Source organism: Proteus appendicitidis (assembly GCF_030271835.1).
Classification (GTDB): domain Bacteria; phylum Pseudomonadota; class Gammaproteobacteria; order Enterobacterales; family Enterobacteriaceae; genus Proteus; species Proteus appendicitidis.
Map to the genome: position 1 here is coordinate 2527055 of NZ_CP127389.1, position 14436 is coordinate 2541490.

Below are 14436 nucleotides of genomic sequence, written 5' to 3' on the forward strand. Positions count from 1 at the left end.
AGCTTAAAGTATGACGAGTATCACGACTAAGATTAAAGTTTTTGATTCTACAGCCGATATAAAGAACCAAGATGATAGGCGAAAACACATAGGTTGTTTTACAATGGCTTCATCTGACTATTAATTGATGCCTAACAAAGGATTTTCCTATGAGTATTGAACGCACAAATCCACTGCTTCCGATTAACGCAATTGCACAACGAAATCCGAGTGAAATCACTCAAGGCTCTCGTAAATCGGGAACAACTGAACAAAAAACGGCAACAGGCGACACCTCTGTAAAACTGAGTGAAGCACAGAAAAAACTTGTTCAACCGGGAAATAAAGATATTAACGTTGAGAAAGTTGCTCGCTTAAAAGAAGCAATTGCCAACGGAACATTAACCATGGACAGCGGTAAAATTGCGGACGCTCTTTTCCGTGAAGCTGCTGAAAGCATAACTCAATAATATTTTAATGATTATGATGGAAGAACTCCGCCAGACTTTAGATCTTCAATTATCACAGCTTAATACCATTGCGGGTATTTTACGTACTGAACAGCAGTTATTATGCGCAGGTAATATTGATATCAATGCATTGCATGAAGTCACTGAACAGAAGAATTTTGTCTTGTCGGCTTTGGGTCATACAGACCAACAGCGTCATACGCTAAGCCTACAAGCCGGTGTAGAAAAACCTTATACAGGGTTACCGTTCTTATCTGATTTATGGGCGCAAATAATCGACATCACGGCGGAGTTAAGATATCTGAATCAACATAACGGATTACTACTTGATCAACACATCGCTCGTAATAGTGATGCTATCCGTTTTTTGCAGAAGAACCACAGCCCCACCCTTTATGGTTCTGATGGGCAAGCACAACGTTCAACACTGGCTGGACGCAAAATTCAAGTTTAGGTTCTTTCGATAATTATCAGAATTCACACAAAACGCCATCAATATTGATGGCGTTTTGCTTTGCTGATAAAACTTTGCTGACAAAGCACTACTCACTTTAAGCCACCAACAGCTCACGCTGCTCTATTATTTATCGTCTTTTTTGTGACACATCATTTCGCTTATCTGAACCTTGGTTTTATTGGCGTCTTTATTAATGCACCTTTTCATACACGGCTAAAAATAAACACCACGCGCTAACACATCGCCCCTTCCATTTTATCAATATATAAAAAAAGACCACTTAATAAAGTGGTCTTAGATTTGATTTAGATAATGGTATTATTAGCGAGAACGATTAATGAGGTTGCCCACCAATCATTGACGTCATACGAATGCGACGACCTTCACTGATTTCCATATTCGACAATACAGCTAACTGTGGCAAGCTACGACGTAAGAAACGTGACAATAATGAACGTAACGCATGATTGACTAACAATACAGGCGCACCACCAGACATCTCTTGATGACGTACCGCATCCGCGGCTTGTTGTTCAATATTTTCAGCCAGCCCCGGCTCTAAACCGCCACCACTTTGCATTGCTTGAACAAGAATACGCTCTAAACTTGCATCCAATCCAATGACTTGGATTTCATCTTGATCACCAAACCAGTGTTGTGTAATCGCACGACGAAGTGCAACACGCACAACTGCTGTTAATTCAGCTGGATCTTTCTGCTCTGGTGCGTGCTCTGCTAAGGCTTCTAAGATGGTTCTCATATCACGAATAGGCACTTGTTCAGACAGCAAATTTTGCAATACTTTGTGCAATACTGTGAGTGAAAGCATATCTGGGATCATATTTTCTGTCATTTTAGGCAGCTCTTTACTCACCCTATCAAACAACATTTGTGCTTCTTGACGACCAAATAATTCCGATGCGTATTTCGCTAATGCATGGTTAAAGTGCGTTGCAATAACGGTACTTGCAGCAACAACGGTATAACCCTGAACCTGAGCTTGTTCTCTTAAGCTGTCATCAATCCAAACAGCAGGTAAACCAAATGCAGGCTCTTGAGTAATATCGCCCTCTAAAGAGCCAACGGCATTACCCGGATTGATGGCTAACCAACGACCTGGATGCGCTTCACCGTGACCAATCTCAACCCCTTTCATTAGAATGCGATAAGAAGAAGGTCTTAATTCCATATTGTCTCGGATATGAACAACAGGAGGAAGATAACCTGTTTCCTGAGCAAACTTTTTACGGATACCACTAATTCGACCTAGCAACTCACCATTTTGGCGGCTATCTACCATTGGAATTAAGCGATACCCTACTTCCATCGCTAATGGATCTTCAAGTTGTACATCTTCCCATGAAGCTTCAACAACACGGTTTTGTTTTTCAACTTCTTCCATCTCTTTTTGTTGATGCACTTCAGGGTTCGCGTTGCGACGTAAGATATACCAACCTAATCCACCTAATGCTGCGGTGAAGAAAAGGAAAACAAAGTTAGGCATTCCTGGCACTAAGCCTAACAGACCTAGCACACCCGCGGTTAACATTAGAACGCGAGGATTATCAAACAGTTGGGTAACCATCTGTTGCCCAACATCTTCATCTGTGGCAACACGAGTAACGATAACACCCGCTGCTGTTGAGATAATCAATGCAGGGATTTGAGCAACCAGACCATCACCGATGGTTAAAAGGGTATAAGTCGTTGCCGCATCGTTTAATGCCATTCCGTGTTGAGCGACACCAACGATAAGCCCGCCCACCACGTTAATCACAAGGATCATTAAGCCTGCGATGGCGTCACCACGAACGAACTTACTCGCACCATCCATTGAACCGTAAAAGTCGGATTCCAATGAAACTTCTTTACGACGTTTTTTTGCTTCGTCTTCGTTGATAATGCCGGCATTCAGGTCAGCATCGATTGCCATCTGTTTACCCGGCATTCCATCTAACACAAAACGCGCACCAACTTCAGCAATACGTCCCGCACCCTTGGTGATAACCATAAAGTTAATCAAAATAAGGATGATAAAGACCACAATACCGATAGCAAAGTTACCGCCAACAAGGAAATGACCAAATGCCTCAACAACACGCCCTGCGGCTGCTGGCCCTGTATGCCCTTCCATTAAGATGATACGAGTTGAAGCCACGTTTAATGATAAACGTAACAACGTGGTAAACAGCAAAATGGTAGGGAAAGCAGCAAAGTCCAGCGTACGTCGAGTGAACATTGCGACCAACAGCACCATGATGGAGAGTGCGATGTTAAAGGTAAATAATAAATCCAATAGAAAAGGTGGCAATGGCAATACCATCATTGACAGTATCAACAAGATAAGCACTGGCCCTGCCAGTATCTGCCACTGAGAACTTTTCCAATTTCCCGGCAAGCGGAGTAATGAGGCCAAATTAGCCATGACGATTATCTTCTCCAGCAAAGTCCAGTGCGGGAGGCACTGGCAAGTTCATAGGTTGTTTAGGTTTTAAACCACCTTCGGTTTTCCATCGTTTCAGTTGATAAACCCATGCAAGTACCTCGGCAACCGCAGCATAAAGGGTTGAAGGAATTGCATGACCTATTTCACTGTGACGATATAACGCCCTAGCAAGCGGTGGCGCTTCTAGAAGCGGAATTCGATTTTCTGCACCAATCTCTTTAATTTTTAACGCAATCGCCCCTGCACCTTTCGCTAACACTTTAGGCGCGGTCATTTTGTCGTTATATTGCAGTGCAACAGCATAGTGTGTTGGGTTCGTAACAATAACGTCTGCTTTTGGTACATCCGCCATCATTCGACGGCGAGACATTGCATGTTGTTGCTGACGGATACGCGCTTTAAGTTGCGGATCACCCTCTTGCTGTTTAAATTCATCTTTAATTTCTTGGCGCGTCATACGTAGCTTTTTTAAATGGCTACGAATTTGGAAAATAATGTCGAATGCCACCATTGGTATCAGCATAAAAACGGTAATGTAGACGGCAAAAATCAGCAGTTGCATCGCATTGGCTAGCGCACTAAGCGGTGCAAGCGTGATCAGATGGAGAATATCGTTCCAGTTGTGCCATAAAAAAATGGTTGCGGCGATCCCCACAAACGTTGATTTCAGTATCGCTTTAAATAACTCTGCTAACGCATTCATAGAAAAAATACGTTTTAACCCAGAAATAGGATTCCATTTTTTGGGATCGAACTTAATGGATTTACTACTAAAGTTAATCCCGCCTAATAAGGCAGAGGCACCAATTGCCACGATCACTAACCCCAAAAACACGGGGGATAGCGCAAAAACAGCTTGTTTAATCAAGCTACCAAATCGAGGGATCAACAAATTCTCATTACCAATAAGGTGATGATTAAACGTAAACCCTTCTGTTAACATGGCATGTAGCCCACGAGTGATAAATCCACCACTCATCCACAGCAAACTTACGCCACCCAAGATCATTAATACGGACGATAGCTCTTTAGAACGGACAATTTGTCCATCCTTTTTGGCTTTTTCCCGTTTATGGGGTGTGGGTTCCTCTGTTTTTTCGAGATCGCTATCTTCAGCCACAGTCTGTCCGATTTAGATATTGAGATTAAAAGCATGAATGAAATGACTCTAAGCATGACAAATTCAGAGGAAATTGATGGGCTGAACAATCGCAAATTTACGGGGCTTTTTGGGCTATGACGGTATGCAGTGAAAAAACAACCCAATGATAAAAATGAAGATATAAGCAATATTGGCGCTAATTATAAGGAAATCAGCAAAATTCACAGTAAAATTGAGCAATTTTACTTTTGATGTTTATTTCAACAACTTCAAAAGCCGCTTAAAAAAAGCGGCTTACATTTTCTTCAATAGCGTGGGCTATTAAAGCATTATTACGTGATTTTTTATCCATAAAATACATCATCCTAAAAGAGCTGAGCATAGAGCGAATGCGTCCTGCATATCTCAACGTCCTTATCGCCCTAAAACTCATTAGAAGGTTAGAAACCTAAACTTTCCAGTAAATCATCAACTTGATCTTGATTTTTGATCACGCCAGCGTTGTTTTTATTAACCTGTGGACCATTTAATAAAGAGTCAGTCTCTTTCTTCACATTAGACTTTTCAAGTTGCTCTGGTGGCAGGTTTTCCATTAATACCATCACGAGTTGTTTTTCAATTTCTTGAACAACACTCATCATGCGTTTAATAACCTGGCCGGTCAGATCTTGGAAATCCTGTGCCATCATAATTTCCAATAACTGACTGTTAGTAAAAGCCGCACTCTCAGGGATATCCCGCAAATAATTGCGGGTATCGGTTACAAGAGAGCGTACATCTTTCAGCTCTTCTGGCTGTTCAAACCATTGGTCCCAACGTTCAGTAAGCTTAGTCGCATCGGCACTTAACGCATCCTGTTTAGGCTGCGCAGCTTCGACACAGTTCAATGTACGCTCAGCTGCCTGAGCGGTCATTTGAGCAACATAGTCCAGACGTTCCCTAGCGTCAGGGATGGCTTCTGCTGCTTCGGCTATTGCTTTATCCAATCCTAATTCTCGCAAACTGTCGCGTAACATCCGCGTCAATTGTCCGATCCGGCTGATAATATCAGATGTCATTTCAATATTATCTTTCGGCATAATTGGATTCCCACTCATTGCGACTCCTTAGATGCCCAGTTTTTCAAAAATTTTATTTAGTTTTTCTTCAAGAATTGCTGCTGTAAAAGGTTTAACTACATATCCACTTGCACCGGCTTGCGCTGCTGCAATGATATTTTCTTTTTTAGCTTCAGCGGTTACCATGAGTACTGGTGTTGCTGCAAGTCCCGCGTCACTACGAATATTTTTAAGAAGCTCTAGACCATCCATGTTTGGCATGTTCCAGTCTGTGATCACAAAATCGATTGCCGAATTGCGTAATTTAGCTAACGCGTCAGCACCATCTTCTGCTTCTTCTACATTCGTAAATCCTAATTCCTTTAGCAAATTACGAACTATGCGGCGCATTGTTGAAAAATCATCAACCACTAAAAATTTCAGATCCTTACTTGCCATTGAAAACTCCTTCAAAATATATCGGCAAATTACTGTGTTGCTTTTTAAACTGAACTTAATCAGATACGCAATGATTGTGTGCTACTGATTTTCATCAGCACAGCTTTACTCATTGCGCTTATGCTTTTCACCTCGTCTACTGCGCCTAATTCAACCGCAGCACGAGGCATGCCAAAGACGACACAACTCGCTTCATCTTGTGCAAAGGTATAACTACCTGCACGACGCATTTCTAATAAGCCAGCAGCACCATCACTGCCCATTCCGGTTAAAATCACACCGATGGCATTACGTCCCGCATATTTTGCGACAGACCTAAATAGCACATCGACAGAAGGACGATGACGGTTGACCGCAGGCTCTTTATTAATGTGGATCTGGTAGTTAGCACCATTACGACGAAGCTCCATGTGATAATCACCTGGCGCAATATAAGCATGCCCAGGTAATACACGTTCGCCATCTTCTGCTTCTTTTACACTTATTTGGCATAAACGATTTAATCGTTCTGCAAATGAGTGTGTAAACCCTGCGGGCATATGTTGCGTAATTAATATCGCAGGGCTGGTAATAGGTAATGGTTCTAGAAAATTACGAATAGCCTCTGTGCCACCAGTTGATGCGCCTACTGCAATCAACTTTTCACTCGAAATCATCGGTGTAAATGACAATGATTTAGAAGGCGGTGCTTGTACTTCTCGGCGATTAATCCGTGCCTGTGCAGCAGCACGAATTTTTTCGGCAATCAGTTCACTATAAGCCATCATACCTTCACGCAAACCAAGCTGTGGTTTAGTCACAAAATCAACTGCGCCCAGTTCTAACGCTTTTAACGTCACTTCTGAGCCTTTTGCTGTTAATGATGAGACCATAACGACAGGCATTGGTCTTAATCGCATCAGTTTTTCCAAGAAATCAATACCATCCATACGTGGCATTTCAACGTCTAACGTTAATACCTGTGGGTTGTACTTTTTTATTAAGTCACGAGCCACTATAGGATCTGGGGCACAATCAACAACTTCCATATCGCTATGACTGTTGATGATTTCTCGCATGATTTGACGCATTAGCGCCGAATCATCAACACAGAGTACCGTTATTTTATTCATAACCTCTCCTTGCTGGTGTCAGCCCGTAAACGGTATGCCCATGCAAGTAGAAATCCTTGCTAAGCTGGCTTACATTTTCAGAATGTCCAACAAACAGCATTCCGTCTGGCTTAAGTAATGAGGTAAAGCGGTTAAGTAAGGTTTGTTGTGTCGCTTTGTCAAAATAGATCATGACATTACGACAAAAAATCGCATCAAAACTGCCTTCTAAATCCCATTGCTTGTCGAGTAAATTCAAATACTGAAAAGAGACCATCTCGCTAATTTGCTGTCTAATTTTCACGTATCCTTCAAAATCGCCGACACCTTTGAGAAAATATTTTTTCAAATATTCATCATTTAATGTTTTAAGCTCTTCCTGTCGGTAAACACCTTTTCGTGCTTTATCCAACACATTAGTATCGATATCGCTGGCAATAATTTTGGTTTTATAAGGGTTATTCCCAAAAACATCGCGTAAAGTCATCGCAATTGAATAAGGTTCTTCTCCAGTAGATGCAGCTGCACACCATACTCGGTAGACGCCTCCTGCTCTTTTTCTGGCATGTTTTGCCAAAATAGGAAAATGATGCGCTTCCCTGAAAAATGCGGTGAGATTGGTTGTTAATGCATTTACAAACTCTTGCCATTCAGGGTTGCGAACATCACTTTTAAGAAACGCAAGATAGTCACCAAAGTTATTCATCCGTAATTCACGTAACCTCCTAGTGAGACGGTTATAAACCATCTCCCTTTTGTTGTTAGTCAGCACAATACCTGCCTTTTGATAAATCAATTGGCATATAGATTGGAACTGATCATCGGACAACATAAACCGTTGGGTAAAAATATCCAACGGTTGAGCAGCGATATCTGATAAGACTTCAGTAACATTACGTTTCATTGTTTTTTAATGGGTCTTTTTAAAAAATGATTTTTTATCTGCTTTTTTCAACCCATTACCTTCAAGGGATGAAGAATGATTACTCTCATCCGTGTCAGGCAACTCGAATGCCGATACAGCATTAACAAGGTTATTAGCCTGATCTTCTAATGCTGCGGCAGCAGATGCTGATTGCTCCACCAAAGCAGCGTTTTGCTGTGTCACCTGATCCATCTGACTGACTGCATCAGCGACTTGGTGAATACCTCGGCTTTGTTCATCAGAAGCTGAGGCGATTTCTGCCATTAATTCAGTGACTTTATTTACTGATGTGACGAGTTCCTCCATTGTTTGCCCTGCATTATTAACGAGTTGAGAACCTTGAGAGACACGTAAAACAGATTCATCAATCAACAATTTAATTTCTTTTGCAGCATCAGCACTACGTTGAGCAAGGTTACGAACTTCTCCAGCGACGACAGAGAATCCACGTCCTTGTTCACCGGCGCGAGCAGCTTCAACCGCCGCGTTAAGTGCTAATATATTGGTTTGGAACGCAATACCATCAATCACACTGATAATAGCCCCTATCTTTTGAGAACTTTGTGTAATCGCATCCATGGTTTCAACAACACTATTCGTGATTTGACCACCACGAATGGCTGTTTCAGAAGCAGACTCTGCGAGCTTGCTCGCTTGTAGGGCGTTATCAGCATTTTGTTTTACCGTTGCTGTTAACTCTTCCATGCTTGCCGCAGTTTCTTCTAACGAAGCAGCTTGTTGTTCAGTTCTTGAGGATAAATCCGTATTTCCTTTGGAAATTTCTTGAATACCGGAGTACATAGCATTGCTGTTGTCTCGAACGATACGAATAGAACGCGCTAGCTCTCCACGCATATCTCGTAGTCGTCTAAACACATCCCCTATTTCATCATCGGTGAAGACAAGAATTTCACGATTTAATTTACCGGTAGCCACATCATTAAAATAACGGCTTAAACTTGCGAAAGGTTTAATGATATTAAAACTTAGCCAGCGATGAGCGGCGAGTGATACCACAATAACCATCGCTATTGCACCGATAAACATCAAGATAGCAATAGTATAAGAGCGATGTCCTTGCTCTATAGATTCAGTAATTTCTGTCTGAACATAATTCATATAGGTATTAAATGAATTTTCCATCGCGGTTTGATAACGTTCCGTTGGTTGATCTAAAAAGCCTTGGAAGTTACCGTTTTTTAACATGCTATGTAATTCAGTTAATGCACCATATAAAACGTGGTAATCGTTTTTTACTGCTTCAACGATTTCTTTTTCTTCTGTTGGGATTGCCTCTTTATTTATATCAGCAAGGAAATTTTGAAAATGAGTATTCGCCGTTTCCAAACGTGAAAGTGCAATTGATTCAATAGATTGAATATAGTCTGTTGACTGTTCAGTTTTCACTGCAATAGCTACACGATTAATCGCATTACGTGTTTGTATTAAAGATGCCCAACTTAATCCTAATTCATCTCGCTTAGATGTATCTATATCTACTCTGGTGATCTGTTCGTTATTCAAATGAACGATCCCTAGCGAAATACCACTAGAAACCACCTGCATAACGCAAAACATCATCAGTAATAAATAGAGACTGGTGGATATCTTTAATTTGCGAAACCTAAACATGCCTTCACCTCGTTTAAAGCGGTGGTAAAAAGCCACCGCTTGTCAGCCACTTGTTGTTGTTAGAAAGTTTCCCAGTTAGCGGGATCTTCAACACTGCTGCTCTTTTTCTTTTCTGAGGTTCCTGGTTTTATAAGTGGAGCAGCGGCTTTAACTACAGGGGTTGCATCCGATTCCTTTCTTTCTAGCGTTTTTTCTTCCTGACCCGGTAATTTGAAGATTGAAACTAAGCGGGTTAATGCAACTGCTTGATCTTCAAGACCAGCAGCAGCGGCTGCAGATTGTTCTACTAAAGAGGCGTTTTGCTGAGTGACACGATCCATTTCAGAAACCGCAAGACCAACTTGTGAAATACCTCGGCTTTGCTCATCTGATGCAGAAGCGATTTCGCCCATGATGTCAGTAACACGCGTTACAGAATCCACAATACGCGTCATCGTTTCCCCCGCACTTTCAACGAGTACAGAACCCGTTTCAGTACGACTTACAGAATCTTCAATCAGTGTTTTTATTTCTTTAGCAGCTTCTGCACTTCTCTGTGCAAGGTTACGAACTTCACCGGCAACTACCGCAAATCCGCGACCATGCTCACCGGCTCTTGCCGCTTCAACAGCCGCATTCAGCGCCAAAATATTGGTCTGGAATGCAATGCCATCGATAACAGCAGTGATATCAGTGATTTTCTGAGAACTTCCGGCTATGTCGTGCATTGTTTGCACCACATTAGCAACAACTTTTCCGCCTTGGCGGGCAATATCTGAGGCGTCATTAGCAAGGTTACTTGCTTGGCGAGCATTGTCAGCATTCTGTTTCACGGTCGCCGTTAACTGTTCCATACTTGCGGCAGTTTCTTCTAACGAAGCCACTTGCTCTTCTGTACGGGCAGATAAATCATTATTTCCAGCAGCAATTTCACTTGTACTGTTATAAATGTTTTCCGTGCTTTGATAGACACCACGAACAGTTTGAATAAGCTCTTGTTGCATATGTTTTAAGCCATTTGCTAACAAGCTCATTTCATTGCGGCCATTCACTTCGATATTTGGACGTAAATCACCTTCAGAGAAGGTTTTAATACTTAATAGAAGTGAATTTAATGGTCTAATTAAGGCATTACGTAATGCAAACCAGCATAGAATTAATGCCGAGATAACGATAATGGCTAACACAACCATAGTAATGACAGTACGTTGGTGAGAGGCTTCTAGTGCCACATTTAACTCTTCGTTAAATTTCTCATTGCGCATGACATATGCAAGATATTCTTTATAAAAAGCGTCTTGATAACCCGTAGTTGGTTGCTCAAAAAAGTCTTTTAAATTTCTATCTTGAAGTAAAATTTCTAGTTGGTTTAATGCAGAGAAATATTCGATAAAACGCCCTTTTAGGCTACGAACATCATCTTCTGAGTGAACTTGATAAGCAGTAATATTCTTTTCAAATTCTTTAAATTTCTCGTCTGCACGAGACATATTTTTACGAGCAAGACCCGTTAAATAATCAACAGACAGAGAATCATCCACATTCATATTTTTGTCTTGTAATAAAAAACTAATCGCTGCACGATTAATATTATTACGAGCTTGCAGTAAGTTAGCCCAGCTTTCATCTAGGCGCTCACGTTGATCCTGTATTATCAGTGTTTTATTAAGGTCATTTCTTGTCTCAATTATATTTGAGTAAAAAACACCCCCTGAGACAAATTGCAAAACACCAAACAACAGAAGAATGGATAATAATCCAGTCACTATTTTCATTCGGCTAAACATAGTTTCCCTTTTTATAATAAATGGTAATGAGCAAGTTATCGGCAGACTTAAGAGAAACTTTATAGGATTCATTTCGCCTTAGTTGCATTTTTGCTCCATTAGAAAGCGGTGGTAATACTGTTTTTAATTAAAATTATAAGTATAAAAAACTTTAAAGTTATTTCCGTCAGTAGAAAAATATTACAGCTAGGTGATAGCTACTTATAAGTTAATAAATAATAAAATAGAACTTAACCAAAATTATTAGTTCTTTTTTATCTTTTAATTTTACTTAAAGTTAATTTAATGCTTTAGCACTCGCTAATAAAATAAAAAAAGGTAGAAATAGCTATTCCGGCAAAATTACCGGAACAGTATTTAGATTATTTTTTAAAAAAACAAAACTTATTTAGCTTGAATTGTTGCGCTATCGACTAATTCCATTTCTTCACTGTTGAGTAATTTTTCAATATCAACAAGAATAAGCATTCTTTCATCTAAAGTACCTAAACCGGTTAAATACTCAGTAGACATTGTGACTGCAAACTCTGGCGCAGGGCAGATCTGCTCTGGTTTTAGCGTAAGAACATCAGAAACACCGTCAACAACAATTCCCACAATTCGATTTAATAAGTTAACCACAATAACAACAGTATTGTCATTATAAGTTACACTTTCTTGTGAAAATTTAATACGCAGATCAACTATCGGAACAATAACGCCCCGTAAATTAGTTACACCTTTAATAAAACTAGGTGAATTAGCAATACGTGTAACTTGATCATATCCACGAATTTCTTGAACCTTTAAAATATCAATTCCATATTCTTCATCACCCAGCGTAAAAATTAGAAATCCTTGTCCAACAGTTTCACCGGATAATTTCTCGAAATGTTCCGAAGCCATAATCTTATTTTATCCTCACTATTAAATGACTGCGCTCGCAGTTGTATTCTTTTTCTTATTCGTCATTTGTGTATGACTTAAACGTTGCAATTCTGGTACATCAAGAATTAAAGCCACACTACCGTCGCCCATAATTGTTGCAGCAGATATACCAGGAACTTTTCGGTAATTGCTTTCTATATTTTTAACAACAACTTGATGCTGACCAACTAATTGATCGACCAATAAAGCATAACGACGTCCGGCACTTTGAACAATAACCGCAATTGCTTGGGTAATATCAGTTTGAGCGCCTTCAATATTAAAAGTACGATGTAGTTCAATCAGTGGTAAATATTCCCCTCTGACCTGTAATAATTTCTCATCACCAGCCAATGGATAAATATCATCTTCTTCCGGTTGTAAAGAACTGACTACCGTTCCTAATGGCAAAATAAAGACTTCATCATGAACTTTCACAGACATACCATCTAAAATTGCTAATGTCAGTGGAAGTAAAATACGAATACGCGTCCCTTTACCCACTTCAAAACTAATTTGAATTTGGCCACCCATCTCTTGGATATTTCGTTTTACAACATCCATACCCACACCACGACCAGAAACATCTGTGACGACTTCTGCGGTAGAAAAACCAGGTGCAAAAATCAGCATCGCAATTTCTTCATTGCTCATATTTTCAGAAACTGCAAGCCCTGATGAAATCGCTTTTTTCAAAATACGTTCGCGGTTTAATCCAGCACCATCATCAGTCACTTCAATACAAATATTACCGCCTTGATGTTCCGCAGACAGGGTTAATTGCCCCGCTTCCGGTTTACCTGCTGCAACACGATCGGCCGGCATTTCAATACCATGATCAAGACTGTTACGAACTAAGTGAGTTAAAGGATCGATAATTTTTTCAATTAAGCTTTTATCAAGTTCTGTTGAGCTACCAATCATGTTTAGCTCAACTTTCTTATTCATTTTACCTGCAACATCACGCACAACACGAGGGAAGCGACTGAAAACATATTCCATCGGCATCATACGAATTGACATAACAGATTCTTGTAAATCACGAGAATTGCGCTGTAACTGAGCAATACAACTTAGTAAATCACTATATATTGCCGGATCAAGACTATCACTGTGCTGTGCCAACATTGACTGAGTAATAACCAGCTCACCCACTAAGTTAATTAGTTGGTCAACCTTTTCAACTGCAACACGAATACTGCTTGATTCTGTTTTTGGTGTCGCGGCTGCAACAGGTCTTTTCGCTGGTGTTGCCGATGCCGCGGGTGCTTTAGCCAACTCTGCGGATGGCTTCACTTTTTCAGGCGCGGGTTGCTCAACGTGGTTTTCAACATGAGCATCATCAACAGATGTTGTACTTTCTTCTGTAACTGTGTTTTTTTCTGGTGCTTTTTCTGCAACAGCCACTTTTTTAAACGAGATTTGTTCAGGTTCAATCACAAAACAAAGTACAGCGCTGATATCTTCTTCTGTTGCAGTGGTTTTTAATATTGCTTCAAGACCATGATGCTGTTTTTCAACTTGGCTAACTTCACCAAGATGTTTTAATTCATCAAGCATTAAATCAATATCTGTCTCTTTAAGATCAGACAAAATAATGTGATGGTAATAATGTCCATCAGCCGCCATTGTCGATGCGACTTCAACCATGGTTTCTACGGCTTCACTTTGCACATTTTCAGCGTCAGATGACAAAACAGGCGTTTCAATCATTGTGGTCTGTAAGTCTGAAGTTTCAGATCCAGCAACAGCCTCAACGTGAGGAGCGGATTGTTCTTCTTTTACATCGAGAGCCAGCTGACGCAACTTCTCACAAATATAGTTAAATGTTTCCTCATCAGGTTCTTGTGAGTTTTTATGTGCATCCAATTGCTGTTGCATAATATCTTTCGCTTCCAGAAACAGGTTAATAATGTCGTCGGTGAGCGCCATCTCATGACGTCTTGCACTATCGAGCAAGTTTTCAAGCACATGAGTGGTCTGTTGAAGTTTAACGAAGCCAAATGTTGCAGCTCCTCCTTTTATGGAGTGTGCACTACGGAAAATCGCATTCATCTGTTCTTGATCTGGATTTGCAGGATCAAGTAACAGTAAATGCTGTTCCATATCAGCTAACAACTCATCTGCTTCATCAAAAAATGTTTGATAAAACTCAGTAATATCCAT

General features: G+C 40.4%; 12 protein-coding genes. 2 read left to right on the forward strand and 10 right to left on the reverse strand.

Annotated features, from left to right (window positions below):
* Nucleotides 1–149: 149 nt before the first annotated feature.
* Nucleotides 150–449 (forward strand): flagellar biosynthesis anti-sigma factor FlgM, encoded by a 300-nt coding sequence (flgM, locus tag QQS39_RS11915; protein ID WP_151435491.1) that lies wholly within the window; start codon nucleotides 150–152, stop codon nucleotides 447–449.
* A 13-nt stretch (nucleotides 450–462) separates the two neighbouring features.
* Nucleotides 463–903, forward strand: a complete 441-nt coding sequence (locus QQS39_RS11920; protein ID WP_151435492.1) for a flagella synthesis protein FlgN — start codon at nucleotides 463–465, stop codon at nucleotides 901–903.
* Nucleotides 904–1240: 337 nt separating this feature from the next.
* Here QQS39_RS11920 and flhA read toward each other — a convergent pair whose 3' ends face one another.
* From flhA to cheA, 10 genes are all read right to left on the reverse strand, one after another.
* Complete coding sequence (flhA, locus tag QQS39_RS11925; RefSeq protein WP_151435493.1) at nucleotides 1241–3331, reverse strand: flagellar biosynthesis protein FlhA; 2091 nt, start codon at nucleotides 3329–3331, stop codon at nucleotides 1241–1243.
* Nucleotides 3324–4472, reverse strand: a complete 1149-nt coding sequence (flhB, locus tag QQS39_RS11930) for a flagellar biosynthesis protein FlhB (protein ID WP_285804605.1) — start codon at nucleotides 4470–4472, stop codon at nucleotides 3324–3326. Before flhB ends, flhA begins: the two co-directional genes overlap by 8 nt.
* Nucleotides 4473–4894: 422 nt before the next feature.
* A complete protein-coding gene (gene cheZ, locus QQS39_RS11935; protein ID WP_151435495.1) occupies nucleotides 4895–5551 on the reverse strand; it encodes a protein phosphatase CheZ in 657 nt (218 codons plus the stop codon).
* Nucleotides 5552–5560: 9 nt separating this feature from the next.
* Nucleotides 5561–5950, reverse strand: coding sequence for a chemotaxis response regulator CheY (gene cheY / locus QQS39_RS11940; RefSeq protein ID WP_023581807.1), 390 nt, complete (start codon nucleotides 5948–5950; stop codon nucleotides 5561–5563).
* Between the two features lie 59 nt (nucleotides 5951–6009).
* A complete protein-coding gene (locus QQS39_RS11945) occupies nucleotides 6010–7062 on the reverse strand; it encodes a protein-glutamate methylesterase/protein-glutamine glutaminase (protein WP_109373805.1) in 1053 nt (350 codons plus the stop codon).
* Nucleotides 7055–7873: a protein-glutamate O-methyltransferase CheR gene (cheR, locus tag QQS39_RS11950; protein ID WP_228766784.1), complete on the reverse strand. Its 819-nt coding sequence runs from the start codon at nucleotides 7871–7873 to the stop codon at nucleotides 7055–7057. Before cheR ends, QQS39_RS11945 begins: the two co-directional genes overlap by 8 nt.
* 78 nt (nucleotides 7874–7951) lie before the next feature.
* Complete coding sequence (locus QQS39_RS11955; protein WP_151435496.1) at nucleotides 7952–9598, reverse strand: methyl-accepting chemotaxis protein; 1647 nt, start codon at nucleotides 9596–9598, stop codon at nucleotides 7952–7954.
* Between the two features lie 59 nt (nucleotides 9599–9657).
* Nucleotides 9658–11364 (reverse strand): methyl-accepting chemotaxis protein, encoded by a 1707-nt coding sequence (locus QQS39_RS11960; protein WP_285804606.1) that lies wholly within the window; start codon nucleotides 11362–11364, stop codon nucleotides 9658–9660.
* 384 nt (nucleotides 11365–11748) lie between these two features.
* The gene (cheW, locus tag QQS39_RS11965; protein WP_023581802.1) at nucleotides 11749–12249 is read right to left on the reverse strand and encodes a chemotaxis protein CheW; all 501 of its coding nucleotides are present in this window, start codon (nucleotides 12247–12249) and stop codon (nucleotides 11749–11751) included.
* A gap of 21 nt (nucleotides 12250–12270) precedes the next feature.
* Entirely contained in the window at nucleotides 12271–14436 is a 2166-nt protein-coding gene (cheA, locus tag QQS39_RS11970) for a chemotaxis protein CheA (RefSeq protein WP_285804607.1), read from the reverse strand.

What these genes read in the sequence shown, in the direction of transcription:
- flgM (WP_151435491.1), top strand. Translation starts at nt 150, where the DNA reads ATGAGTATTGAACGCACAAATCCACTGCTTCCGATTAACGCAATTGCA.
- QQS39_RS11920 (WP_151435492.1), top strand. Translation starts at nt 463, where the DNA reads ATGATGGAAGAACTCCGCCAGACTTTAGATCTTCAATTATCACAGCTT.
- flhA (WP_151435493.1), bottom strand. Translation starts at nt 3,331, where the DNA reads ATGGCTAATTTGGCCTCATTACTCCGCTTGCCGGGAAATTGGAAAAGT.
- cheZ (WP_151435495.1), bottom strand. Translation starts at nt 5,551, where the DNA reads ATGAGTGGGAATCCAATTATGCCGAAAGATAATATTGAAATGACATCT.
- cheY (WP_023581807.1), bottom strand. Translation starts at nt 5,950, where the DNA reads ATGGCAAGTAAGGATCTGAAATTTTTAGTGGTTGATGATTTTTCAACA.
- QQS39_RS11945 (WP_109373805.1), bottom strand. Translation starts at nt 7,062, where the DNA reads ATGAATAAAATAACGGTACTCTGTGTTGATGATTCGGCGCTAATGCGT.
- cheR (WP_228766784.1), bottom strand. Translation starts at nt 7,873, where the DNA reads ATGTTGTCCGATGATCAGTTCCAATCTATATGCCAATTGATTTATCAA.
- QQS39_RS11955 (WP_151435496.1), bottom strand. Translation starts at nt 9,598, where the DNA reads ATGTTTAGGTTTCGCAAATTAAAGATATCCACCAGTCTCTATTTATTA.
- QQS39_RS11960 (WP_285804606.1), bottom strand. Translation starts at nt 11,364, where the DNA reads ATGTTTAGCCGAATGAAAATAGTGACTGGATTATTATCCATTCTTCTG.
- cheW (WP_023581802.1), bottom strand. Translation starts at nt 12,249, where the DNA reads ATGGCTTCGGAACATTTCGAGAAATTATCCGGTGAAACTGTTGGACAA.
- cheA (WP_285804607.1), bottom strand. Translation starts at nt 14,436, where the DNA reads ATGGATATTACTGAGTTTTATCAAACATTTTTTGATGAAGCAGATGAG.